This is a genomic window from Propionivibrio pelophilus DSM 12018 (assembly GCF_059569095.1).
Window position 1 is genome coordinate 11,488 of record NZ_JCANUT010000041.1, and the last position, 24,052, is coordinate 35,539.

Consider the following 24,052-nt stretch of genomic DNA (forward strand, 5'->3'; position numbering starts at 1 on the left):
CCGGCGAGAACCCGGCCGATCGTGCGGAACTATAATAGACGGCTTTTCCGACCCGTCTGATTGTCGCCGTGCCTCACGCCAAGCCGCAGCCAGCCGCTGCAACCCACCTGCCCGTCCCGCTCCCCGCCGTTGCCTTGCCCGTCGCAAAGGCCGGCGAACGTACCCAGCTCCCCTCGTATTCCGGTTCGTCCGACGCCCTCGTGCTGGCGCAACTGGCCAACGCGCGCAAGGGGATGCTCGCCGTCCTCACGGCCAGCGCCGGTGACGCGCAGCGTCTGCTCGACGAGCTCCCGTGGTTCGCCCCCGGCCTCAAAGTGCGTCTGCTGCCGGACTGGGAAACGCTGCCCTACGACAGCTTCTCGCCCCACCACGACCTCGTTTCCGAACGCCTCGCCACGCTCTACAGCGTCACGCGCGGCGACTGCGATGTGCTGCTGGTGCCAGCGTCGACGGCAGCCTACCGTTTCGCGCCGCCGGCCTACCTCGCGGCCTACACCTTCTTCCTGCAAAAGGGCGAGACGCTCGACGCCGACGCCTTCCGCGCCCAGTTGACACTGGCCGGCTACACCAACGTCTCCAACGTCGTCTCGCCGGGCGAATACTCGATCCGCGGCGGACTCGTCGACCTCTATCCGATGGGCTCGGCGCTGCCCTACCGCCTCGACCTTTTCGACGACGAGATCGAAAGCATCAAGACCTTCGACGTCGACACCCAGCGCACGCTCTACCCGGTGCCGGAAATCCGCCTCTTGCCGGCGCGCGAGTTCCCGCTGGACGACAAGGGCCGCGCCCGCTTCCGCCAGCGCTTCCGCGAAACGTTCGAGGGCGACCCCGCCAAGTCGGGCATCTACAAGGACATTTCCAGCGGCATCCCCTCGGCCGGCATCGAATACTGGCTGCCGCTCTTCTTCGACGAAACGGCGACGCTGTTCGACTACCTGCCGCAGGACGCCTCGCTCTGCCTGCACGGCGGCGTGCCCGAAGCCTTGCGCGATTTCTGGCGCGACGCGCAATCGCGCTTCGACATGCTTTCCGGCGAGAAAAGCCGGCCGCTGCTGCCGCCGTCGGACCTGTTCCTCGACGAAGAAGCCTTCTTCACCGCCGCCAAGCCCTACACGCGACTGGTGCTTGCCAAGGGCGACGACGGCCCGACGACCGCCGTGTCACCGGTGGCCGTCGACCGCCGCGCCGACGATCCGCTTGCCAAACTCAAGTCGTTCATCGACACCTTCCCCGGCAGAACGCTTTTGCTCGCCGAATCGGCCGGCCGGCGCGAGACGCTGGCCGACCTGTTCGCCGAATACGGCCTGCGGCCGGAAGCCAGCGCCGACCTTTCCGGCTTCCTCGCCGGTGACGCCAAGGTGGCGCTCGGCGTCGCGCCGCTGCACGAAGGTTTCGTGTTCGACCAGATCGCCTTCATCACCGAAACGGAACTCTACGCCGGCAGCCCGACTCGCCGCACACGCCACGCGGCACAGAAAAAGGCCTCGCTCGACAACTGGCTGCGCGACCTGACCGAGCTGAAAGTCGGCGACCCGGTGGTGCACGAGCAGCATGGCATCGCTCGCTATCAGGGGCTGATCCACATGGACCTCGGCGAAGGCGACATGGAGTTCCTCGAACTGCATTACGCCAACGACGCCAAGCTCTACGTGCCGGTGTCGCAACTGCACGTCATCTCGCGCTATTCCGGCGCCGACCCGGATGCCGCACCGCTGCACACGCTTGGCTCGCAACAGTGGGAGAAGGCGAAGCGCAAGGCGGCGCTGCAGGCACGCGACACCGCGGCCGAACTGCTCGCGCTCTACGCCCGCCGCGCTGCCCGTCAGGGCCACGCCTTCGAATTCACCGTACACGACTACGAAGCCTTCGCCGACGGTTTCGGCTTCGAGGAAACCGTCGATCAGGCCGCCGCCATCGAAGCGGTGATCACCGACATGAAGTCCGGCAAGCCGATGGATCGCCTCGTCTGCGGCGACGTCGGCTTCGGCAAGACCGAGGTCGCCTTGCGTGCCGCGTTCTGCGCGGTGGCCGGCGGCAAGCAGGTCGCCGTGCTGTGCCCGACCACCCTGCTCTGCGAACAGCATTTCCAGACTTTCAGCGACCGCTTTGCCGACTGGCCGATCAAGATCGCCGAACTGTCGCGCTTCAAGACGGCCAAGGAAACGACGCAAGCACTGAAGGAACTCGCCGAAGGCAAGATCGACATCGTCATCGGTACGCACAAGCTGCTGCAGAAGGACGTGACTTTCACCCGTCTCGGCCTGGTCATCATCGACGAGGAACACCGCTTCGGCGTGCGCCAGAAGGAGGCGCTGAAAGCCCTGCGCGCCGAGGTCGACGTGCTGACGCTGACCGCGACGCCGATCCCGCGTACCCTGGGCATGTCGCTCGAAGGACTGCGCGACTTCTCGGTGATCGCCACCGCGCCACAGAAACGCCTCGCGATCAAGACCTTCGTCTCGCGCTTCTCCGACGGCATCATCCGCGAGGCGCTGTTGCGCGAATTCAAGCGCGGCGGGCAGGTGTACTTCCTGCACAACGAGGTCGACACCATCGAGAACATGCGCGACAAGCTGACCAAGCTCCTGCCGGAAGCGCGCATCGTCGTCGGCCACGGCCAGATGAACGAGCGCGAACTGGAGCGCGTGATGCGCGACTTCACGCAGCAGCGCGCCAATCTGCTGTTGTGCACGACGATCATCGAGACGGGCATCGACAACCCGCACGCCAACACCATCGTCATCAACCGCGCCGACAAGTTCGGCCTCGCCCAGTTGCACCAGCTGCGCGGCCGTGTCGGTCGCTCGCACCACCAGGCTTATGCCTACCTGCTGACGCACGGCGAAGCGGATGGAACCTCGGGGCTGACCAAGCAGGCGAAACAACGCCTCGAAGCGATCCAGATGATGGACGAGCTGGGCGCCGGCTTCTACCTCGCCATGCACGACCTAGAAATCCGCGGCGCCGGCGAAGTGCTCGGCGAGAACCAGTCCGGCTCGATGCAGGAAATCGGTTTCAACCTGTACACCGAAATGCTCAACCGCGCCGTCAGCGCACTGCGCCAAGGCAAGGAACCGGATCTGCTCGAACCGCTCGGCATCGCCACCGAGATCAACCTGCACACACCGGCGCTGCTGCCGAATGACTACGCGCCGGACGTGCACGAACGGCTGACGCTGTACAAGCGTTTTGCCAACTGCGATTCGCTCAACGACGTGAGCGCAATGCAGGAGGAACTCGTCGACCGCTTCGGCGAACTGCCACCGCAGGCCCAGTCGCTTCTGGAAAGCCACCGCCTGCGCCTGCTGAGCAAGCCGCTCGGCATCGTCAAGCTCGACGCCACGGCATCGGGCGTGACGGTGCAGTTCGAGAAAGCGCCGCCGATCGAGCCGATCGTCATCATCAACCTGATCCAGAAGAACCGGAACTACAAGCTGGCCGGACAGGATAAACTCTCGCTCACCCGTAACTGCCCGACGCTGGCCGACCGCGTCGCCGCCGTCAAGGAACTGCTGAAACAACTGAAGCCATGAACCATCCTGACAAGACCAACATCGCCACGCCGGACATCGAGAACGTCAACGTCACCGATTTCGACGCGATGCCCTCGCCCGAGGAAATCCACGCCCGCGTGCCGCTGTCGGACAAGGCCACGCAAACCGTCATGCACGGCCGCGAGGCGCTGCGCAACATCCTCGACCGCAAGGATCCTCGCCTGTTCGTCGTCGTCGGACCCTGCTCGATCCACGATCCGGCAGCGGGCCTCGACTACGCGCGCCGCTTGAAGAAACTCTCCGACGAGTTGAGCGATACGCTGCTGCTGGTCATGCGCGTGTACTTCGAAAAGCCGCGTACCACCACCGGCTGGAAAGGGTTCATCAACGATCCGGACATGGACGACTCGTTCAACATCAACAAGGGCATGGAACTGGCGCGCAAATTCCTGCGCGACGTCGCCGAAATCGGCCTGCCCGCCGGCACCGAAGCGCTCGACCCGATCTCGCCGCAATACCTCGGCGACCTGATCGCCTGGACCGCCATCGGCGCGCGCACCACCGAATCGCAGACGCACCGCGAGATCGCCTCCGGCCTCTCCACCCCCGTCGGCTTCAAGAACGCGACCAACGGCGACGTCGGCATCGCGGTCAACGCCATCCTTTCCGCATCGCGTCCGCACAGCTTTTTGGGGATCAACGGCGAGGGTCACACCTCGATCGTACGCACCCGCGGCAACCCCTACGGACACATCGTCCTGCGCGGCGGCGACGGCCGCCCCAATTACGACACGGTCAGCGTGCGCATCGCCGAGGAAGCGCTGCGCAAGGCCAAGCTGCCCGCCAACATCGTCGTCGATTGCTCGCACGCCAACAGCTACAAGAATCCCGAACTGCAGCCGCTGGTCATGTCCGACGTCATCAACCAGATCCGCTTCGGCAACACCTCGCTGGCCGGTGTGATGATCGAGTCGAACCTCGTCGCCGGCAACCAGCCCATTCCGCAAAACCTCGCCCTGCTGCGCTACGGCTGTTCGGTCACCGACGCCTGCGTCGGCTGGGAGACGACCGAAACCATGCTGCGTGAAGCGGCCACCCACCTGCGCGACGTCCTTCCGAAGCGCCATCAATAAATCAAACAGACATCACCAAGGAGAAAACACCGATGCGCCCTCTGATTCGCCCCTTTACGGCCCTGCGCCCGCGTCCCGAGCACGCCGCCGCCGTTGCCGCGCCACCCTATGACGTGCTGTCCAGCGAGGAAGCCCGCGTCCGCGCCGATGGCAAGCCGTATTCTTTCCTGCACATTTCCAAGGCCGAAATCGACCTGCCCGAGGACATCGACCACTACGCGCCGGAGGTTTACGCCAAATCGGCGGAAAACCTGCAGAAGCTGATCGACCAGGGCATCCTGATCCGCGAAGCCAAGCCCTGCTACTACGCCTATCGGCTGGTGATGGGCAACCACGTCCAGACCGGCCTGATCGCCGCCGCCTCGGTCGCCGACTACGACAGCAACCGCATCCGCAAGCACGAGTTCACCCGCCCGGACAAGGAAGACGACCGCGTCCGCCAGATCGAGGCGCTGAACGCGCAGACCGGCCCGGTCCTGCTCGCCCACCCGGACAGCGACGAGGCTGAAAAACTGATCGCCGACGCCACCGCCGGCACGCCGATCGCCGACCTCACCGCCGACGATGGCATCAAGCACACCGTCTGGCTGATCGATGACGAAGCGACGATCGCCAGCATCAGCGCCGTCATCGGCGCGATGCCCAACCTCTACATCGCCGACGGCCATCACCGTTCCGCCGCCGCCTCGCGTGTCGCTGCCGCCCGCCGCGGCAAGGGCCAACCGGAGTCGGCCGAACACTTCCTGGCCGTCATTTTCCCGGCCCGCCAGATGCGCATCTTCGACTACAACCGCGTCGTGCGCGACCTCAACGGCCATTCCGTCGAGTCGTTCCTCAAGGCGGTCAGCCAACACTACACGGTGACGCCGTCGGACAAACCGGTCCATCCGGAACGCACCGGCGTCTGCGGCATGTACCTCGCCGATCACTGGTATCACCTCGCGATCAACCCGGACCTCGTCCCGGTCGCCGACCCGGTGCGTCGCCTCGACGTTTCCGTCCTCTCGGAACAACTCCTCGGCCCGATCCTCGGCATCGCCGACCTGCGCCGCGACACGCGCATCGATTTCGTCGGCGGCATCCGCGGCCTGCCGGAACTGGAACGGCGCGTGAACAGCGGCGAAATGGCCGTCGCCTTCGCCATGCACCCGACGCAATTGACCGAACTGATGTCGGTCGCCGACGCCGGAGAAGTGATGCCGCCGAAATCGACCTGGTTCGAGCCGAAGCTGGCCGACGGCCTCGCCTCGCACGTGCTCGATTAAGAATCACCGACGCAACCACGCCCCGAACGGCCGCCACGGCTTTTCGGGGCGTTTCGTTTTCAGGGCTTTCCCGGCAGGAACGGCAAGGCCAGATCGACCGCCAGCGCGATCCGTTTCTCCAGTGCCGGACTGCTGATCCGGTAATCGGTGAAATCCGCCTCGGTGGCATAAACACCGAGCGGCAGCGTCAGCGCCTGCTTCATGGCGAACAGCGGCCGCATCTGCTGGTCGATCATCAAGCCGTGCAAGGGGCTGCCCCCGGTCGCCGCGAGCAGCGTCGGCGTCCCGGCGAGCGCGTCCATGCCCAAGAAGTCGACGAAATGCTTGAACATCCCGGTATAGGTCGCGCTATACACCGGACTGGCGGCGATCAGCACATCCGCCGACTCGACGGCGGCCAGATGGCCGAGAATTTCCGGCGGCAATTCACAGCGCTGCAGGCACGCCCCCATCGCCCGCCCGAATTGTGCTATTTCCAACACATGCGGCACGATTGTGCGACATTCGCCAAGCTTCGCCAGCAACGCCTCGCACAGCACCAGCGTGCGCGAAGGCCGTTGCAGACTGCCACAAAGCACTGTGACGTTAATTTCGGACATGGTCGACTTCCTCACTTTGTTGCAAAAAGCCCCAACTGCCGCAAAAACCGCGCCGGCCCTGCAAAAACAACGAAGGCCGCGCAGAAGCTCGGCCTTCGATTGCTCAGAAACGAACCGCGTTCAGAGACGGAAACGCGAAACCGAATCGCGCAACTGGTTCGCCAGCGTTTCGAGCGAGCGAACGTTTTCGTTCGCTGCACGCACCGAGGCCGCCGATTTTTCGACCATTTCGGCAATACGCTCGACGTTCTGGGCGACGCTGGTGCTGGCTTGGCTCTGCTCGGCCGTCGCATTGGCGACCTCGCGCACATTGCTCAAGGTCGTCGCCGCACCGGCGTTGATCTCACGCAAGGCGGCGGCAGCCGAACCGGCCAGCTCAACGCCACGCGCCACCTGCGGCGTCACTGACTGCATGCTCTTCACCGCCGCGCCAGTATCGGTCTGCACGGCACCGATCATTTGCGTGATCCGCTCGGTCGCCTTGGTCGTGCGCTCGGCCAGCTTGCGTACCTCATCGGCAACAACCGCGAAACCGCGCCCCTGCTCGCCGGCCCGCGCCGCCTCGATGGCGGCATTCAGCGCCAACAGATTCGTCTGGTCGGCGATATCCTTGATGACCGCCGCAATGCTGTCAATTTCGCGCGAGCGCTCAAGCAACCCTTCGATCTGTCCGGAAGCCTCGGCCACCATCGTCGAAACGCTCTGAATCGTATCCGAAGCGCGGTTCACCATTTTCTCGCCATCCTCGGCCAGCGTGCTCGAACGCGCCGAGTTTTCCTCGGTTTCGCGAGCGCTGCTCGAAATGTGGTCGATGCTCACGGCCAACTCCTCGACCGCGGCCGCCGTCGACGACGTCGCTTCCTCGGAATGCACGGAAGCATCGTTGATCTGCTCCATCTGACCGGTCAGATCGGAAGCCGCCTGCCCGAGCAGAACTGAGCCTTTCTGGATACCCTCGATCATGTCGCGCAGACTGGTCTGCATGCGCGCCACAGAAGCCAACAGACTGTCTCCGCCAAACCGCCCGTCGAGTTGGCGGCTCAAATCGCCGGCGGCAATCGCCTGCGCTACTTCCGCCGCATAATCCGGTTCGCCGCCAAGGCGCTTGTAAATACTGCGCGCCATGGCCACGGCCAGACCGACGACAATCGCCAGCATGACCACACCAAGGCCGATGTAACTCCAAGCCTGGCGCCAAAAAGCGGCATCGATATCATCGACCCACGCTCCGTAGCCGACCACCCAGTCCCAGCCCTCGATTTTGGTCACCCCGTTGATTTTTGGGAGCACTTGATCGGAGCCGGGTTTCTTGACCGCAATCTCAACAAAACCAAAGGGGCTAGATGACAACAAATCCAGGTAGCGCTGAAAATCAAAGCGGCCATCCGGTAGTTTTTTCCCGAAATCAACCTTGCCCAGTCCTTCGTTTTGATTACCTGGAAGCACCAAGGCCATCGCACCTGTTGTGCGAATCCAGATGTAGGCGGTTTTCCCATCGCGTAGCGCCGTCATCGCCTCGACGGCTTTGGCTTGTGCCTCATCGCGCGACAGTTTTCCGTCCTTTTCCAGCGATTTGAAATAATCGATTTGATGCGCCGCAAGGGAAAGCACGGTGCGAATTTCGTTGTACCGATCCTCAAGCATCGTCGAGCGTAAGGAACTTAGGCCGAAACCGGCCATTAGAATCAGTCCCAGCACCGAACAAATGACGATAACGGCAAGCCGCCTTGATAGTTTCATTTTTTCCCCTCACTTTATTTTGTATGTAGTCTGAGCACTACCGAACGCCCAACCCATCGACCCGCAGAATAACTACTATTGGACCGAGCTCTGTTGAGGACCGAGCTCTGTTGAAGTTTGTTCTGCATGGTAGCAGCCAATCGAAAGAAATTCTTCCCCGCACACTGCTGGACACCCCCAACGTCCTGTAGCACACTCGCTTTCGCGGCGACGACCACGGCGCCGGACAACGACAAAACCCCATGAGTTATCGCAAAACACTCCTTTCGCTCGCCGTCTGCACGCTACCCGCTGCTTCCTGGGCCACTGAAGGCAACACCGGCGACCTGACGGAACTCTCGCTGGAACAGCTGCTCAAGGTCGAGGTCGAGGTCGTCAGCGCCTCGCGCTACGCGCAAACGCTCTCGGAAGCACCGGCATCCGTCACCGTGATCGACGAAGCCGAATTGCGCCAGCACGGTTACCGCAACGTCGCCGAAGCGCTGGTGACCGTTCCCGGCGTCTATTCAAGCAACGACCGCAACTACACCTACCTCGGCGTGCGCGGTTTCAATCGTCCCGGCGATTACGGCACGCGCATTCTGCTGCTGACCGACGGCGCCCGCCGCAACGATCCGCTGTTCGACCAGGCGATGCTCGGCAACGAATCGCCGGTCGAGATCGACTGGATAAAGAGCATCGAATTCGTCCCGGGCCCGGCCTCGTCCGTCTACGGCCCGAACGCGCTCTTCGGCACGGTCAACACCGTCATGCTTGATGGCGGCGACATTAACCGTACACGCGCCACGCTCGATGCCGGTACGGAACAAACGCGGCGGCTCGGCGTGGTCTCCGGGCAGAAAGTTGACGCCGACCGCGACTGGTTCGTCGGGTTCTCGGCCTACAAGGCGGATGGCGACAACCTGTATTTCCCGGAATTCGACGACGGCATCACCAACGGCAAGGCGAGCCGCCTTGACGGCGAGAAGTACCACAAGCTGTATGCCAAATACCGCTGGGGCAACTGGCGGCTGGCCGGCAATTTCAGTTCGCGCAAGAAGGATCTGGCGACGGCCCCGTGGGGTACCGAGTTCGGCGCCAGCGGAACGTGGTCACGTGACGAGAACAGTCTGGTCGAACTGCGCTACGACGGGGATGAATCCGGCGGATGGACCCCCGCATTTCGCCTGTATAGCGGCCACTACACCTATGACGGCAACTACCGTTATGAGGCCGACCCGGACTCCCGCGACCGCGCAACGACCACCTGGCACGGCGGCGAATATCGGCTGACCTACGGTGGCTTCACGAATCATCGCCTGATCGTCGGCGTCGATGCCCAATGGAACACCAAGGTCGAGCAGATTTACTACGAAACCGGGCCGAAGAACGTCATCCTCGACAGTAACGAGCCCTCGCGCACCGCGAGCGTTTTCCTGCAGGACGAATGGCGATTCCACCCCGACTGGCTCGTAAACCTCAGCCTGCGCCATGACACACACAGCGAGTTCTCCAGCGCCACCTCGCCCCGTCTGGCGTTGATCTGGCAGACTACGCCGCGCCTGACCCTGAAAGGGATCGTTGGCCAGGCCTATCGTTTCCCCAATGCCTACGAGCGCTTCTACCATGACGGGGACGTGACGCAATCGGCCAATCCGGATCTCGATCCCGAACGCATCGTCAGCCGCGAACTGGCGGCATTCTACCGCTTCGGACAAAGCAGCCAGCTCGGCATCAGCATCTATGACAACACGATCAGCGACATGATCGACCAAATCACCGATGATCAGGGCGTCTCGACCTACGCCAACCTTGACAAGGTCCACGCCCACGGCGTCGAGTTGTCAGCCGAAAACCGCTGGGCCACGGGCTATCGCCTGCGCGGCAGCATCGGCTGGCAACAGAGCCGGATCGAAGACGGCGAATCGCTGGCCGATTCGCCCAAGCTTACCGGGAAGCTGATCGCCGACGCACCGCTCGGCGCTGGCTGGACCGCTTCCGGCGAAGTGCTCGGCCTGTCGTCGCGCAAGGGCTACAACGGCGATGTTCCCGGCTACGGCATTGTCAATCTGAAGATCACCTCACCGCTGGCCGCCGGATTTGGCCAGTTCAGCTTGGCAATCTACAACGTCGGCGACCGACGCTACCATGACCCCGCCGGCGCTTACCTCGACCTGCGTGCGATCGAGCAGAACCGCCGCCAGTTGATGATGCGCTGGACGCTACCGTTTTGAGTCATGGCATGATCCTCCAGCCGTTCGACCGACTTCGGTCACTGATCGCCTCCACGCTCGTCATCTTGGGGCTTCTTGCACTGAACGACGCGCAAGCGCAGATGAAGGCATCGGAACCCGATCTCAAGGCGGCCATCATCATCAATATGGCCATGTTCGTTGACTGGCCAACCCAAGGTCCTTCCCCTGGAAACCAACTGACGATCTGCTTCATTACCGATAGCCCGGTCGCCTCTGCACTTGCCAAAGCCCAAGGGAAAACCATACGCAACCGGACAATTGACGTCCGGAAGGTGCGACTCCAAGCGCTTTTCGGCTGTCACGTTGCCTACCTGTCATCGGAAGAGCGGGAGCGCCTGCCACAGATACTGGCCGCAGTTCGTGGCACGCCCGTTCTCCTTACCGGCGACACGCCGGACCTATTCCCCGAAGGGGGCATGTTGAATCTGGAACTGAGTGACGGCCACGTGGTCTTCGATATCAATCTGCGCAACACGCAGGAGGCCGGGTTGAAAATCAGTTCGAAAGCGCTTCGCTTGGCCAGAAAGGTCATCGAATAGCATGGAAGTCCTCGCGCACACGCGCTACACGAAGCGGCTGAGTGTGATCACGACTGCGGTTGCAGCGCTAATCACTTTTCTCCTGCTGATGAGTTATCAGTACCTGTCCGGGTACCGGCAACTGGATCAGGAAGTACACAGCAAAGCCGCGATCATCGCCACCAACAGCGCGGCGGCACTGGTGTTCGGCGACAACAAGGCCGCCTACGAGAACCTCAGCGCAATCCGCAAGACCCCGCGCATCCTCGGCGCAGCAATCTATCAGGCCGACGGCCGATTGTTCGCCCTGATTAACGACCCGCAGGCACAGTTCCCCGACGCCATCGATCCAGACAACTCCGAAGTCGCGAACGGCAAAAGCGATTTCATTTCCCATTTCGTGCGAGAGGAGATCGCCCATGACGGCACCCGTGTCGGTTCGCTGCTCCTGCTCGCCACGCACAAGCCACTGTATCTGAACCTTCTGGTCTACGCTGGCGGACTGATCGTGATCGGACTGATCGCACTGATCCTGGCGCGACGTTTTACTGCCTCCCTGCGCAAGAAAATGGCTCTGACGGAAGGCCAGCTTGAGCAGATGGCGCTGTACGACCGTGTCACCGGACTCCCCAACCGACGCTTCTTTGAGTACGAACTGAAGAAAGCGATCACCCGCGTCAAACGCGAAGGACAAAACGCTGCCCTGCTGACAATCGACGTTGATGACTTCAAGAAGGTGAACGACCTGTGCGGACACCCGATGGGCGACAAGGTGCTCGAAATGATTGCTGCCCGCCTGAAGAGCGTCATGCGCGCCGACGACATTCTGGCCCGAGTCGGTGGCGACGAGTTCGCTGCCATCCTGTTCATGATCGGAGAACCGGAAAACGTCGACGCATTGGCAGAAAAAATGATCAAGGCCATCGAAGCCCCCTTCCCGACCGAGCCAATCCCCAGCCACGTCGGCTTGAGCATAGGCATGACGATGATGCCAAGCGACAGCGACGATCCCGAAACATTGATCCGCTGGTCAGACATGGCCATGTACGAGGCAAAGGCACATGGCAAGAACCGCGCCCAGTTCTTTTCCGAAGATATCAACCAGAAAATCCGGGTAACCCTGCATGTCGAAGCGGCCTTGCGTCAGGCGTTGAAAGACAACACGGGCGAGTTGTACGTCGCCTATCAGCCACAGATCTGCGCGCAGACCCGCCGAATCGTCGGCGTCGAAGCGCTGGCACGCTGGACGCGGCCTGACGGAACGCCACTCTCCCCTGCGGAGTTCATTCCGGTCGCGGAGAAAACCGGCCTGATCGTCGATCTGGGCGCCTGGCTTATCCGCCAAGTCTGCTGCGACATCTCATGGCTCAGGCAGCAAGGAATCGACATCGACAAAGTGGCAATCAACGTCTCACCACGCGAGCTCACCCGCGGCAACACCATCGTCGAGAACGCCTGCCGAACCATCCGGCAGTTTGGAGAAGAAATCACCAGTTTTCAGTTCGAGATTACCGAAAACGCACTGATGGCCGAACGCGCCGCCGACGTGCTGGACGCATTCCATCGATCCGGCTTCTCGCTGGCGATCGACGACTTCGGCACCGGCTATTCTTCGCTTGGTTATCTCAAGCGTTTCCAGGTCAGCACCCTGAAAATCGACCAATCCTTCATCAGACGGCTTCCCGGCGACACGAACGATGCCACCATCGTCTCGGCCGTCATCCAGATGGCTAAAGCCCTTGGTATCAGCCTCGTTGCAGAAGGCGTCGAAACGGACGCCCAAGCCCGCTTCCTCACTGAGCATGGGTGTGACGTCCTGCAAGGCTACCTGTTCAGCCGCCCGTTACCCCGCAAGGATCTCGCCACGTTCATTACGAGCCATTCCGCCGCGCAATAGCCAGGCATTCAAATTGCTTCCAATAGTTCATCACGACGAATTGGAGGCAAACATGGAACCCGAAGAACTGCTCTCGCTGATCACCCTCGGCGCCATAGCGCCCTATGCGCTCGAAGCCATCTTCAGAAAGGTATCCACAAGAGGTTTCAGATCCGTCATTGGTGCATATGCACCGACATGGGGCCGTCTTCAAAAACACGGAACACACGCCACATGAACCACGCAGATGAAACCTCTTGGAAGGGAAAGGTACCTTTTCTCGAAAAAACGTTGACTTGGCCAGAAAGCACCTTATAATGCGGTCCTTCTTCGATGCCGCAGAAAATTCAGTGGCACGGAAGGCGCGTAGCTCAGTTGGTTAGAGCACCACCTTGACATGGTGGGGGTCGTTGGTTCGATTCCAATCGCGCCTACCAACACAAACCGCAGCAAGGCGTTAAGTTCGCTTGCTGCGGTTTTTCTTTTCCGCACGACACCAGCCGTCAAGCTCCGCCCAGCCCGGCCTTCGCTTCCAAAAGATCGCGCCATACGCTAAAATTGTCGGCCTGGCCCGCTGGCACCCCTTGAATTCCGGCGGATAGCGTTTTTCTGGCCCTTCCAGCCGCGCCAAGTAAAATTTCGAAAGCCAGAGCAATTCTCTGGCTTTTTCATTTCTGGGATTACATCATGCCGGTCATTACACTGCCTGACGGTTCGCAACGGGAATTCGCTCAGCCCGTCACCGTTGCCGAAGTCGCCCAAAACATCGGTTCCGGCCTCGCCAAAGCCGCTCTGGCCGGCAAACTGAACGGAAACCTCGTCGACACCAGCCACTTGATCGACTCCGACGCCACGCTCGGGATCGTCACCGACAAGGACCCCGAAGGCGTCGAGATCATCCGCCACTCCACCGCCCACCTGCTCGCCTACGCAGTCAAGGAATTGTTCCCTGAAGCACAGGTCACCATTGGCCCGGTCGTCGAAAACGGCTTTTACTACGATTTTTCCTTCAAGCGCCCCTTCACCCCGGAGGACTTGGCCGCCATCGAAAAACGCATGGCCGAACTGGCAAAAAGGGACACCCTCGTCACCCGCGAAGTTTGGAATCGCGACGAAGCGACGGCGTTCTTCAAGTCGATCGGCGAACACTACAAAGCCGAACTGATTGCGGCAATCCCGGAAGGGCAGCAAGTCTCGCTGTATCGTGAAGGAGACTTTGTAGACCTGTGCCGCGGGCCGCACGTCCCTTCGACCGGAAAACTCAAAGTATTCAAGCTGATGAAAGTCGCCGGCGCCTATTGGCGTGGCGATCACAACAACGAGCAACTGCAGCGGATCTACGGCACAGCCTGGGCAAAAAAGGAAGAACAGGACGCCTACCTGACGATGCTCGAAGAAGCGGAAAAACGCGACCACCGCCGCCTCGGCCGCCAACTCGACCTCTTCCACCTGCAAGACGAAGCGCCCGGAATGATTTTCTGGCACCCCAAGGGCTGGGCCGTCTGGCAACAGGTCGAGCAATACATGCGCCGCGTCTATCAGGACAACGGCTACATGGAAGTCAAATGCCCGCAGATTCTTGACCGCACTCTCTGGGAAAAATCCGGCCACTGGGCGAACTACAAGGACAACATGTTCACCACCGAGTCGGAGAAGCGCGACTACGCGATCAAACCGATGAACTGCCCGGGCCACATCCAGGTATTCAACACCGGCCTGCGCAGCTACCGTGACCTCCCCTTGCGCTACGGCGAGTTCGGCTCGTGTCACCGCAACGAACCCTCTGGTGCGCTGCACGGCATCATGCGTGTTCGCGGCTTCACCCAGGATGACGGCCACATCTTCTGCACCGAAGACCAGATCCAAGTTGAAGTCACCGCGTTCAACGCGCTTGTCCGCAAGGTCTATGCCGATTTCGGCTTCCATGAGATTGCCGTCAAGCTTGCCCTGCGGCCGGAAAAACGCGTCGGCAGCGACGACGTCTGGGACAAGGCTGAACTCGCCTTGCGCGAAGGACTCCGTGCATCGGGACTCGAATGGGACGAACTACCCGGCGAAGGCGCTTTCTACGGCCCGAAGATTGAATTCCACATCAAGGACGCCATCGGCCGCTCCTGGCAATGCGGAACCATTCAGGTCGACTTCTCGATGCCACAACGTCTCGATGCCGAATACGTTGGCGAAGACAACGCCCGCCACACGCCCGTCATGCTGCACCGCGCCATCCTCGGATCGCTCGAGCGTTTCATCGGCATCCTGATCGAAAACTACGCTGGCGCCCTGCCGCTTTGGCTTGCCCCCGTCCAGGCAACCATTCTAAACATCTCCGAGAAGCAGGCAGTCTACGCCAAGCATGTTACGGATACGCTACGGACAGCAGGCCTTCGCGCCGAAAGCGATTTGCGGAACGAGAAAATTACCTATAAAATACGCGAACATAGCTTGAACAAGCTGCCCTACCTGATCGTCGTAGGCGACAAGGAAATGACAGCGGGTTTGGTTGCCGTGCGTACACGCGGCGGTCAGGATCTCGGACAAATGACCATTGAGGCCCTGATCGGACGACTTCAGCAGGAAGTCGTTGCGCGAAGTGGCACGGCTTAATTTTTATCGGAACAAGGAGCGAAACCATCGCACTGCAAAAGTCGCATCGCGTCAATGAGGAGATCAACTCCCCGGAAATTCGCCTGGTGGGCGCCGAGGGAGAAGCTCTAGGGATCATGAGCGCCAGACAAGCGCTTTATCTGGCGGAAGAGGCCGGCGTGGATCTGGTTGAAATCGCCCCGATGGCGCAACCGCCGGTATGCCGGATCATGGACTATGGCAAATTCAAGTACCAGGAGCAGAAGCGTCAGCACGAACAAAAGCTGAAGCAAAAGCAGATTCAGGTAAAGGAAGTCAAGCTACGTCCCGGCACGGATGAAAACGACTACCAGATCAAGTTGCGCAACATGACGCGCTTCCTGCAGGAAGAAGACAAGGTGAAGGTAACCCTGCGCTTCCGCGGCCGCGAAATGGCCCACCAGGAAATCGGCATGCGCCAGATCGAGCGGATCAAGAGCGATTTGCAGGACGTTGCAACGGTCGAGCAGATGCCAAAGATGGAAGGGCGCCAGATGGTGATGATTCTGGCACCAACCAAAAAGAAGTAGTTTTTTGCAGTTGCGGTACTCATAAGTGGCTTCGGGTTAAAAAGTATTCCCGTCGGGAAACACCTGATTCCATGTTTATAAACAGGAGCATTCAATGCCCAAGATGAAGACCAAGAGCGGCGCCAAAAAGCGCTTCAAGGTCAGTGCGAGCGGCCGCGTCAAGCGTGGCCAGGCGTTCAAGCGCCACATCCTGACCAAGAAAACGACCAAGGCCAAGCGTCAGTTGCGCGGCATGACCGGAGTGCATGACTCCGACAAAGCCATGGTTCACGCCATGATGCCTTACGCATAAGGAGACGATAAATGCCCCGAGTAAAACGTGGTGTAACGGCGCGCGCGCGCCACAAGAAAGTACTTGTCCAAGCCAAGGGATTCCGCGGTCGCCGCAAGAACGTATACCGCATCGCCAAACAGGCGGTGATGAAGGCCGGTCAATATGCCTACCGTGACCGCCGGCAGAGGAAGCGTCAGTTCCGCGCTCTGTGGATTGCCCGTATCAACGCGGCAGCCCGTGAACTTGGAATGAAGTACAGCACCTTCATGAACGGTCTGAAGAAGGCCCAGATCGAAGTCGACCGCAAGGTTCTGGCCGATCTGGCTGTTTTTGACAAGCCGGCATTCGCAGCACTGGCCTCGCAGGCCAAGGCGCAACTCGGCGTATAGCCGTACGAGCACAAGAAAAAGGAGGCTCGTGCCTCCTTTTTTTTCTCATAGACGTTGAAAATCCCATGCTGAACCTTGATCAAATCGCGCAAGATGCCGCTGCCGCATTCGCCGCAACGGACGATCCAGACACCCTCGAGCAAATCAAGGCTCGGTATCTCGGCAAGAGCGGACAGATTACCGAACTGCTCAAGGGGATGGCCAAGCTCCCCCCCGAGGAAAAAAAATCGACCGGCGCAGCGATAAACCGCGCCAAGGAAACCATCGAAGGGGCACTTTCCGCCCGCCGCGAAGCCATCCGGAAACAGGCGCTTGAAGCCCGTCTCGCCGGAGAAGCGCTGGATGTCACACTCCCCGGCCGGGGAGAAATACGTGGCGGCCTGCATCCGGTGACGCGAACACTCGAACGCATCGAAGCACTGTTCCACTCGATCGGCTTCGAAGTCGCCGACGGCCCCGAGATCGAGGCCGATTTCCAGAATTTCACTGCATTGAACACCCCCGAGGATCACCCGGCGCGTTCGATGCACGATACTTTTTACCTGCTTGACGAGGACGGCAAGGTCGCCAAGGACATTCTCCTGCGTACGCACACGAGTCCGATCCAGGTCCGCTACATGCAGGCGCACGTCGCAAAATACGCGCATCTGGAAACAATGCCAGAGATTCGCGTAATCGCTCCCGGCCGAGTTTACCGCGTAGACTCCGATGCCACGCACTCCCCGATGTTCCACCAGGTCGAAGGCTTATGGATCGGCGAGAACGTCAGTTTCGCTGACCTGAAAGGTGTAGTTGCCGACTTCCTTCGCCGCTTCTTCGAAAGCGACGACCTGCAGGTACGCTTCCGCCCTTCCTTCTTCCCGTTCACCGAGCCTTCCGCTGAAATCGATGTCGCCTTCATGAGTGGCACGCTGAAGGGGCACTGGCTGGAAATTGCCGGCTGCGGCATGGTGCACCCGAACGTTCTGCGCCACGTTGGAATCGACCCGGAAAAGTACATCGGCTTCGCCTTCGGCATGGGCCCGGACCGCCTGACCATGCTGCGCTATGGCGTCAACGATCTGCGCCTGTTCTTTGACGGCGACTTGCGCTTCCTCCGCCAGTTCGTCTAACGGTTTTGTTGAAACGGATCACCCATGAAATTCTCTGAATCCTGGCTGCGCACCTTCGTCAATCCGGCCGTATCGGGCAAGGAATTCTCGCACCTGCTGACCATGGCGGGACTTGAAGTCGAGGAAGAGGAAACCGTGGCCCCCGCCTTCAACGACGTCATCGTCGCCGAAGTTCTCGAGGTTTCCAAGCATCCGGACGCGGATCGACTCAATGTGTGCCGCGTCAACATCGGCAATGGCGAACCGCAGCAAATCGTCTGCGGAGCACCCAACGTCGCCCCCGGCCTCAAGGTCCCCTGCGCCCTGCCCGGAGCCAAACTCCCGGGCGACTTCACGATCAAGATCGCGAAAGTCCGCGGCATCGAGTCCTCGGGGATGCTCTGCTCGGCGAAGGAACTCGGGATTTCAGACGAGGCATCCGGACTGCTCGTGCTTGCCGACGATGCGCCGGTGGGACAAGACATCCGCCAGTACCTCGACCTTGACGACCGGCTGCTGACCCTCAAGCTCACGCCAAACCGGGCCGACTGCCTCTCGATCACCGGGATTGCCCGTGAGGTGTCTGCGCTCACAACCACGTCGGCAACATACCCGCAGATAGATGCATCTCCGGCAACCATTGTTATAAGGCGAGAAATCATCCTCGACGCCCCTGAAGCCTGCCCGCTTTATTGCGGACGGGTCATTTCCGGCGTCAATGCAAAGAGCCCGACACCGGAGTGGATGAGGCGTCGACTTGAGCGCAGCGGTATCCGTTCGATCTCCGCCCTCGTCGACATCACCAACTACGTGATGCTCGAACTCGGTCAGCCGTTGCACGCCTTCGACAATTCCAAACTCACCGGCGCGATCCACGCACGCTTCGCCGGCGCCGGAGAGGAAATACGACTCCTGAACGAACAAATGCTCCAACTCCAGGATGACGTGCTGCTGATCGCCGACGACCAACGACCGCTGGCGATGGCCGGTATCATGGGGGGCGACGAGAGCGGCATTTCGCTTGAAACGACCGAGATGTTCCTCGAATCCGCCTTCTTCGCACCGAAGGCGATTGCCGGGCGCGCCCGCCGTTACGGTTTTGGCTCGGACGCGTCGCACCGTTTCGAGCGCGGCGTGGATTTCGGCGGCACACGGACAGCACTCGAGCGCGCCACCCAACTGATTCTTCAGATCTGTGGCGGCCAGGCCGGACCTCTTTGTGAGGCACAAGCGTCTCCCCCTCCACGACAGCAGGTCCGGTTGCGATTGGCACGCGTCGCCAAGGTTCTTGGCGTCGTCTTCACCACGGGGGAGGTCACCGATATTTTCTCCCGCCTGGGATTCTCGTTTGTGCATGATGGTGACGATTTCATCGTCACACCGCCAAGCTATCGTTTTGATATCGAGATCGAAGAAGACCTGATCGAGGAAATCGCGCGTCTCCATGGCTACGACGCAATCCCCTCCCAAGCGCCTCAAGCAAGCCTGTCGATGCTTCTGCAGACGGAAGATCGCCTTCCTGTTTCCCGTATCCGTCAGAGCCTGGCAGGGTTGGGCTTTCAGGAAGTCGTCAACTTTGCGTTCGTAGACGAATCGTGGGAAAAGGATTTCGCTTCAAACAACGAGCTGATCTGCCTTGCCAACCCGATCGCCAGTCAGATGGGGGTCATGCGCTCGACACTGATCGGCGGCCTGGTTGCGAATGTGCAGACTAACCTCAAGCGAAAACAGAGTCGTGTCCGTCTGTTCGAAACAGGCCGCTGCTTCTTCCGCGAGTCACAAGGCACCCCCGTCAAGGGATTCAACCAACCCTGGAAAATCGCAGGTATCGCATACGGCAGCGCGCTTCCGGAACAATGGGGAAGCACTGCGCGACAAGTCGATTTCTACGACATCAAAGGTGACATTGAATTGCTACTTGCGCCCATGACGGCACGCTACGAGAGAGTCGTACACCCCGCCTTGCACCCCGGGCGCAGCGCGCGAATCCTCGTTGGAGAAAAACAGATCGGCATTCTTGGCGAACTGCATCCGCAGTGGGTCCAGAAGTATGATCTGCCACTTGCTCCAGTCGTTTTTGAACTTGACCTGGAATCACTGACAGGCGCCCGGCTCCCCAACTATTCGGAGGTATCCAGACAACCGCCCGCCTACCGCGATCTGGCAATCGTCGTTGACCAGAAACTGGACTTTCAACTCATTCTCGATGGCCTCTCCGCCAATTCCCCAGCCATCGTAAAAGAGGTCAAATTGTTCGATATTTATACCGGGAAAGGCGTTGAGCAGGGGAAAAAAAGTCTTGCTTTCCGCATAGTTATGCAAGATACTGAAAGAACTTTGCAAGACGCGGAAGTAGACTCGGCAATGCAGCAACTCATCACCTATCTGAACCAGTCCTTCGCGGCACAGCTTCGCGTCTAACTGGAATTGACATGACGCTCACCAAAGCAGAACTTGCCGATTTGCTGTTCGAAAAAGTCGGTCTCAACAAACGTGAAGCCAAAGACATGGTGGAGGCTTTCTTCGAAGAAATCCGGAATGCCCTGGAACGTGGTGATGGCGTAAAACTCTCGGGATTCGGAAACTTTCAACTCCGCGACAAACCGCAACGGCCGGGGCGTAACCCTAAAACAGGCGAAGAGATTCCCATCACTGCACGACGAGTCGTAACATTCCATGCCAGCCAGAAACTGAAGGGTGAAGTGGAGCTTTCCTATAATGGAACACAATCCTAAAGACTCTCCGGAAGAGCCTTTGCCCCCTATTCCGGCCAAACGTTATTTCACGATTGGAGAAGTTAGCGAACTGTGCGGCGTCAAGCCACACGTACTCCGATACTGGGAACAGGAGTTCAGCCAACTCAAACCGGTAAAGCGCCGTGGCAACCGTCGTTATTATCAACATCATGAGGTACTCCTCGTTCGACGTATTCGTGAACTACTGTACAGCCAGGGGTTCACCATTAGTGGCGCGAGAAACCGCTTGGAGGCCCCCCAAAACAGCAATGATCGTCGCCAGGAAGTCTCATTAGAATCGCTCCGCGGAGAATTGTGCAGCATCATCGAAATACTCCGGAATTAAGACAAACAAAGCCTTTTTAAGATATAATTACGGGCTTGTCGGGGCGTAGCGCAGCCTGGTAGCGCACTTGCATGGGGTGCAAGGGGTCGCGAGTTCGAATCCCGCCGCCCCGACCAAAGCATCACTCTGGAGCTGACCACTCCAAACCACTACAGACTGATAAACCCCATATAAATCAGACTGTTATCGACTAACCCGCCTCCGCAAGGACGCGGGTTTTTTCGTCTACGGTGGTCTGTATTGGTCGTTTTGCTGGGACAAAATTGGGACAAGTTTTTTGTCCCAGTAAATCCAGTCTAGGTCTGAAACTTTAAACGAGGCGATTACGGTGCAAAGCAAAGCCAAAGAATGGTAGCAGTGTTGTTTTTTGCACACACCCTCTCCCTCTCTCTTCCCGTTCGACGTTTGGGCGAAAGGAAAGGACGCCATTGCCCCAGACATCCAAATTCACGAGTACAAGTCTCAGCCAGTTATTCTGGCCCACCCTGGCACGGATGCGCGGCGCGCGAATTACCGCAAGGCGCGAAACCCCGCCCGACTGACTTGCAAAATATACCTCATGGGGTATAGAATGAGAATATACCCTATAAGGTATATTCAGCAATGAAAGATTGGCCAACATTTCCGATTCCAGGCGCCCAACAACTCGCTGGAACGCTGAGCGGATTGCGCAAGGACCGCGGACTGACGCAAAAAGAGGTCGCTGCTTTGGTCGGGCTGCAACAAAAAACCGTTTCGCTGCTGGAAACAGAACCGCATCGCTGCAGTGTCGGTACGCTGTTTAAATACCTGTCCGCGATTCGTTATTCAGCCAGTCTGAAGAGCAAGGACTTTGACCCTTACCAGAATAGTGAGTGGTAAGGTGCTGCTTTGACTTAAGCGCTCCCGCACCTCAGCGCAGAGAAATCGCGCATCATCTGTCGGCTCTGGGTGCTGGCTGTGGATGCGCGGACGCAGACTTTGCAATGCGTAACTACGAAACCCAGCATCAAAACTCAGAAATGCACTCGGGCAACCCTTGAATGCTGACTGTGTCTGATTCCTCGTAAGTAGGCACCTTTTGTGAAATTGAAGCGCGCGCCTCATCGCCTATTTGCCATTTCAGCAACCGAACCTTGGCTTGCCATTTTATGCAGTCGGGGATGACAATTGCGCCTTCTTATGTGATTCGGCACTTATCATGGCCCGCAAGAAAACATCGGCGTTTGAGGACATCATCGACATTGCGGCGCAACTACCGTGGAAAGTCGGCGTGGTTCTAGCGATAGTTGCGTACCTCATCTTCCATTACTTTTCGACGCGCACACCTTTACCAACCAATCCGGCCGAACTCAAGTCGCTTGGAAAAACAATAGGGGAAAGCGTCGGACAGAGCCTGACCACGACACTTGCGACGTTCTTGCAGTACATCATTCCGACGGGCCTACTAATTGGCGCGTTGGTCTCATTCATCAAGCGCAAGCGACAAACAGCCCTGCACGCACAAGTCGCTTCGGACCGCTCATCCAGTGCTCTTGAAAAGATGAGCTGGCGTGAATTTGAAGGATTGGTCGCCGAGACCTTTCGGCGCCAGGGATACCGAGTGGTCGAACGCGGTGGAGACGGTCCAGACGGTGGCGTCGACCTCGAGCTACATCAAGGGAACGACAAATATCTCGTTCAATGCAAGCAATGGAAGTCCTTAAAAGTGGGCGTTGCTATTGTTCGAGAGCTTTTTGGTGTCATGTCGGCCGAGCACGCTGTCGGTGGCTATGTCGTGGCCTCAGGAGAATTTACGCAAGAAGCCAAAGCTTTCGCTGAGGGCCGCTCCATTCGCCTCGTCGATGCCCGAAAGCTGCGTTCACTGATTGCATCCAATGCGGCAGTGCCAATTGTGTCTCACCAATCAGAACCCCGTAATTTGCCTGGACCGACAGTAGACGCCGCACCGGCATGCCCGAAGTGCGGAAGCCCCATGGTTCGGCGAACTGCCAAGGCCGGCGCAAATGCCGGACGAACGTTTTGGGGATGCTCAACGTTTCCCGCGTGCCGAGGTATACGGGGGTAGCCAGCTATTGCCCCTTATCGGTTAGCGACACAGAGCTTGTACGCTCAAGGGGACTTTCGAAGCTGATTGGCTCGATGGAATGCCAAGTATGTCATGTGAGCTGATTTGAGCTCCCGTAACGTCCAGGTCGGCGATATCCCAAGCTGAGTTTTGGCCGAATAAGGCAAAGCTTCGGACACGAGCAAGCCCCCCTCGTCCGAGAACGAAATCCAGCCGCCGTCGAACAGCGCATCGACGTGTGGCGCGAGAAGTAGACCATTGAAAACATCCAGCCGCTCATCGTCACTCCCGCATTTTGCCCATGGTTTGATGTGTGAGGCCCGGAGCAATCCCGGAACGGTCAAACCAGTAACACAGCAACGCCCCTCCCAATAGTCAAATAGCGCATTCCGAAACAGGTTCTGCCCAACGCGTTGGATAACAAGGCGTTCTGCCTCGGTGCTTTGGGGTAAATGCTGTTTCTCACGACGAAACTGGTCTGCCACTCGGTTGGGCATAGTGCGCGCTACGACCGACGCCCGCTGCAGAACCGGGTACAGCTCATCTATGCCCTTCACCCGCGCCACTCCCTCCGCAGTCCTGTCGAGAAGCATCGGGGACGACGCTTCTACAAGAAATCCATTCTCTCCCTCAACGCGAATCAGGAGCACTTCAGGAAACTGTGCGGAGCGCAATTCCATGATGTCATTGCTGGAAAGGATGGGGGTACGCTCAAAGCCGCAGTCTGCTGCCGCTTTTTCCAGGCGCAAGCGCATGATAGGGGTCATGTGGCATTTCCCACTTGTTAGTTATCGCCGCCTCGCATTACGTCAGCTATCAACGGGCGACGTGCATTCAAGATTTCGAAGAAGGCCATAGCCCTCCATCATTGAGGCCAACCGTCGCGTCACGAAGGTCGTCCTTTGTAGCCGGCTGGAGCAGCCTTGAGCTCCCTTCTGGCCTTGACCAAGGTGGTCGATTTGAAAGGCGCCGGGTCTACTTCGAACACGCTCACCGCGACCTGAGGTAGGTCGTCAACCGTAGAGTCCAACGGGTTAAGCGGCTATCTGTTTTGCATGGTATTGCTGGGTGAATTGTGCCGGCGACAGATAGCCCAGTCTCGCCTGCTTACGAATTCGGTTGTAGAAGATTTCAATGTACTCGGTGATTTCCTGCC

Annotated in this window: 21 protein-coding genes and 2 tRNA genes; 19 read left to right on the forward strand and 4 right to left on the reverse strand. The window is 59.4% G+C overall.

Features of this window, described 5'->3' with window-relative positions; genetic code table 11:
* The first annotated feature begins 107 nt into the window (after positions 1–107).
* Genes mfd through BO74_RS15070 form a run of 3 tightly spaced genes read left to right on the forward strand, consistent with a single transcriptional unit; the run spans position 108 to position 5,895 of the window.
* Positions 108–3,536, forward strand: a complete 3,429-nt coding sequence (gene mfd / locus BO74_RS15060; RefSeq protein ID WP_496443217.1) for a transcription-repair coupling factor — start codon at positions 108–110, stop codon at positions 3,534–3,536.
* Positions 3,533–4,630 (forward strand): 3-deoxy-7-phosphoheptulonate synthase, encoded by a 1,098-nt coding sequence (locus BO74_RS15065; RefSeq protein ID WP_496443201.1) that lies wholly within the window; start codon positions 3,533–3,535, stop codon positions 4,628–4,630. The genes mfd and BO74_RS15065 overlap by 4 nt, the downstream gene beginning before the upstream one ends.
* 32 nt (positions 4,631–4,662) lie before the next feature.
* Positions 4,663–5,895 carry a DUF1015 domain-containing protein gene (locus BO74_RS15070; RefSeq protein ID WP_496443202.1) on the forward strand — a complete coding sequence of 411 codons (1,233 nt, stop codon included), beginning with the start codon at positions 4,663–4,665 and terminating at the stop codon, positions 5,893–5,895.
* 59 nt (positions 5,896–5,954) lie between these two features.
* Here the strand turns inward: BO74_RS15070 and BO74_RS15075 are convergent, their stop codons facing one another.
* The gene (locus tag BO74_RS15075; protein ID WP_496443203.1) at positions 5,955–6,494 is read right to left on the reverse strand and encodes an NAD(P)H-dependent oxidoreductase; all 540 of its coding nucleotides are present in this window, start codon (positions 6,492–6,494) and stop codon (positions 5,955–5,957) included.
* 120 nt (positions 6,495–6,614) lie between these two features.
* On the reverse strand, positions 6,615–8,234 hold the full coding sequence (locus BO74_RS15080) for a methyl-accepting chemotaxis protein (protein ID WP_496443204.1): 1,620 nt from the start codon (positions 8,232–8,234) through the stop codon (positions 6,615–6,617).
* A 242-nt stretch (positions 8,235–8,476) separates the two neighbouring features.
* Here BO74_RS15080 and BO74_RS15085 point away from each other — a divergent pair, with 242 nt between their 5' ends.
* The 16 genes from BO74_RS15085 to BO74_RS15160 all read left to right on the forward strand — a co-directional run bounded on the left by BO74_RS15085 (position 8,477) and on the right by BO74_RS15160 (position 22,896).
* On the forward strand, positions 8,477–10,447 hold the full coding sequence (locus BO74_RS15085; protein WP_496443205.1) for a TonB-dependent receptor plug domain-containing protein: 1,971 nt from the start codon (positions 8,477–8,479) through the stop codon (positions 10,445–10,447).
* Between the two features lie 8 nt (positions 10,448–10,455).
* Positions 10,456–11,007 (forward strand): YfiR family protein, encoded by a 552-nt coding sequence (locus tag BO74_RS15090; RefSeq protein WP_496443206.1) that lies wholly within the window; start codon positions 10,456–10,458, stop codon positions 11,005–11,007.
* A gap of 1 nt (position 11,008) precedes the next feature.
* On the forward strand, positions 11,009–12,883 hold the full coding sequence (locus tag BO74_RS15095) for a putative bifunctional diguanylate cyclase/phosphodiesterase (protein WP_496443207.1): 1,875 nt from the start codon (positions 11,009–11,011) through the stop codon (positions 12,881–12,883).
* A gap of 52 nt (positions 12,884–12,935) precedes the next feature.
* Positions 12,936–13,100: a hypothetical protein gene (locus BO74_RS15100; RefSeq protein WP_496443208.1), complete on the forward strand. Its 165-nt coding sequence runs from the start codon at positions 12,936–12,938 to the stop codon at positions 13,098–13,100.
* A gap of 122 nt (positions 13,101–13,222) precedes the next feature.
* Positions 13,223–13,299, forward strand: a tRNA-Val gene (locus BO74_RS15105).
* A 250-nt stretch (positions 13,300–13,549) separates the two neighbouring features.
* On the forward strand, positions 13,550–15,466 hold the full coding sequence (gene thrS / locus BO74_RS15110; protein ID WP_496443209.1) for a threonine--tRNA ligase: 1,917 nt from the start codon (positions 13,550–13,552) through the stop codon (positions 15,464–15,466).
* 32 nt (positions 15,467–15,498) lie between these two features.
* Entirely contained in the window at positions 15,499–16,014 is a 516-nt protein-coding gene (gene infC, locus BO74_RS15115) for a translation initiation factor IF-3 (RefSeq protein WP_496443218.1), read from the forward strand.
* A gap of 94 nt (positions 16,015–16,108) precedes the next feature.
* The gene (gene rpmI, locus BO74_RS15120; protein ID WP_305074519.1) at positions 16,109–16,306 is read left to right on the forward strand and encodes a 50S ribosomal protein L35; all 198 of its coding nucleotides are present in this window, start codon (positions 16,109–16,111) and stop codon (positions 16,304–16,306) included.
* A gap of 11 nt (positions 16,307–16,317) precedes the next feature.
* On the forward strand, positions 16,318–16,677 hold the full coding sequence (gene rplT / locus BO74_RS15125) for a 50S ribosomal protein L20 (protein ID WP_496443210.1): 360 nt from the start codon (positions 16,318–16,320) through the stop codon (positions 16,675–16,677).
* A gap of 65 nt (positions 16,678–16,742) precedes the next feature.
* Entirely contained in the window at positions 16,743–17,789 is a 1,047-nt protein-coding gene (pheS, locus tag BO74_RS15130; protein ID WP_496443211.1) for a phenylalanine--tRNA ligase subunit alpha, read from the forward strand.
* Between the two features lie 24 nt (positions 17,790–17,813).
* A complete protein-coding gene (gene pheT / locus BO74_RS15135; RefSeq protein ID WP_496443212.1) occupies positions 17,814–20,189 on the forward strand; it encodes a phenylalanine--tRNA ligase subunit beta in 2,376 nt (791 codons plus the stop codon).
* Between the two features lie 5 nt (positions 20,190–20,194).
* Positions 20,195–20,503, forward strand: a complete 309-nt coding sequence (locus BO74_RS15140; RefSeq protein WP_415169443.1) for an integration host factor subunit alpha — start codon at positions 20,195–20,197, stop codon at positions 20,501–20,503.
* Positions 20,487–20,849, forward strand: a complete 363-nt coding sequence (locus BO74_RS15145; protein WP_496443213.1) for a MerR family transcriptional regulator — start codon at positions 20,487–20,489, stop codon at positions 20,847–20,849. Before BO74_RS15140 ends, BO74_RS15145 begins: the two co-directional genes overlap by 17 nt.
* A 39-nt stretch (positions 20,850–20,888) precedes the next feature.
* Positions 20,889–20,965: transfer RNA gene (locus BO74_RS15150), tRNA-Pro, on the forward strand.
* Between the two features lie 487 nt (positions 20,966–21,452).
* Complete coding sequence (locus tag BO74_RS15155; RefSeq protein WP_496443214.1) at positions 21,453–21,710, forward strand: helix-turn-helix transcriptional regulator; 258 nt, start codon at positions 21,453–21,455, stop codon at positions 21,708–21,710.
* Positions 21,711–22,029: 319 nt separating this feature from the next.
* Positions 22,030–22,896 (forward strand): restriction endonuclease, encoded by an 867-nt coding sequence (locus tag BO74_RS15160; protein ID WP_496443215.1) that lies wholly within the window; start codon positions 22,030–22,032, stop codon positions 22,894–22,896.
* Positions 22,897–22,940: 44 nt separating this feature from the next.
* On the opposite strand, the gene BO74_RS15165 is transcribed toward BO74_RS15160, so the two are convergent.
* Positions 22,941–23,663 carry an HNH endonuclease gene (locus tag BO74_RS15165; RefSeq protein WP_496443216.1) on the reverse strand — a complete coding sequence of 241 codons (723 nt, stop codon included), beginning with the start codon at positions 23,661–23,663 and terminating at the stop codon, positions 22,941–22,943.
* A 267-nt stretch (positions 23,664–23,930) separates the two neighbouring features.
* Positions 23,931–24,052: IS3 family transposase (locus BO74_RS15170; protein WP_496443219.1), on the reverse strand; the 122-nt coding region annotated here is incomplete at its 5' end.

What these genes read in the sequence shown, in the direction of transcription:
- rplT (WP_496443210.1), top strand. Translation starts at nt 16,318, where the DNA reads ATGCCCCGAGTAAAACGTGGTGTAACGGCGCGCGCGCGCCACAAGAAA.
- rpmI (WP_305074519.1), top strand. Translation starts at nt 16,109, where the DNA reads ATGCCCAAGATGAAGACCAAGAGCGGCGCCAAAAAGCGCTTCAAGGTC.
- BO74_RS15075 (WP_496443203.1), bottom strand. Translation starts at nt 6,494, where the DNA reads ATGTCCGAAATTAACGTCACAGTGCTTTGTGGCAGTCTGCAACGGCCT.
- pheS (WP_496443211.1), top strand. Translation starts at nt 16,743, where the DNA reads ATGCTGAACCTTGATCAAATCGCGCAAGATGCCGCTGCCGCATTCGCC.
- BO74_RS15065 (WP_496443201.1), top strand. Translation starts at nt 3,533, where the DNA reads ATGAACCATCCTGACAAGACCAACATCGCCACGCCGGACATCGAGAAC.
- BO74_RS15090 (WP_496443206.1), top strand. Translation starts at nt 10,456, where the DNA reads ATGATCCTCCAGCCGTTCGACCGACTTCGGTCACTGATCGCCTCCACG.
- BO74_RS15155 (WP_496443214.1), top strand. Translation starts at nt 21,453, where the DNA reads ATGAAAGATTGGCCAACATTTCCGATTCCAGGCGCCCAACAACTCGCT.
- BO74_RS15160 (WP_496443215.1), top strand. Translation starts at nt 22,030, where the DNA reads ATGGCCCGCAAGAAAACATCGGCGTTTGAGGACATCATCGACATTGCG.
- BO74_RS15165 (WP_496443216.1), bottom strand. Translation starts at nt 23,663, where the DNA reads ATGACCCCTATCATGCGCTTGCGCCTGGAAAAAGCGGCAGCAGACTGC.
- BO74_RS15145 (WP_496443213.1), top strand. Translation starts at nt 20,487, where the DNA reads ATGGAACACAATCCTAAAGACTCTCCGGAAGAGCCTTTGCCCCCTATT.
- BO74_RS15085 (WP_496443205.1), top strand. Translation starts at nt 8,477, where the DNA reads ATGAGTTATCGCAAAACACTCCTTTCGCTCGCCGTCTGCACGCTACCC.
- BO74_RS15080 (WP_496443204.1), bottom strand. Translation starts at nt 8,234, where the DNA reads ATGAAACTATCAAGGCGGCTTGCCGTTATCGTCATTTGTTCGGTGCTG.
- BO74_RS15070 (WP_496443202.1), top strand. Translation starts at nt 4,663, where the DNA reads ATGCGCCCTCTGATTCGCCCCTTTACGGCCCTGCGCCCGCGTCCCGAG.
- BO74_RS15100 (WP_496443208.1), top strand. Translation starts at nt 12,936, where the DNA reads ATGGAACCCGAAGAACTGCTCTCGCTGATCACCCTCGGCGCCATAGCG.
- BO74_RS15095 (WP_496443207.1), top strand. Translation starts at nt 11,009, where the DNA reads ATGGAAGTCCTCGCGCACACGCGCTACACGAAGCGGCTGAGTGTGATC.
- pheT (WP_496443212.1), top strand. Translation starts at nt 17,814, where the DNA reads ATGAAATTCTCTGAATCCTGGCTGCGCACCTTCGTCAATCCGGCCGTA.
- thrS (WP_496443209.1), top strand. Translation starts at nt 13,550, where the DNA reads ATGCCGGTCATTACACTGCCTGACGGTTCGCAACGGGAATTCGCTCAG.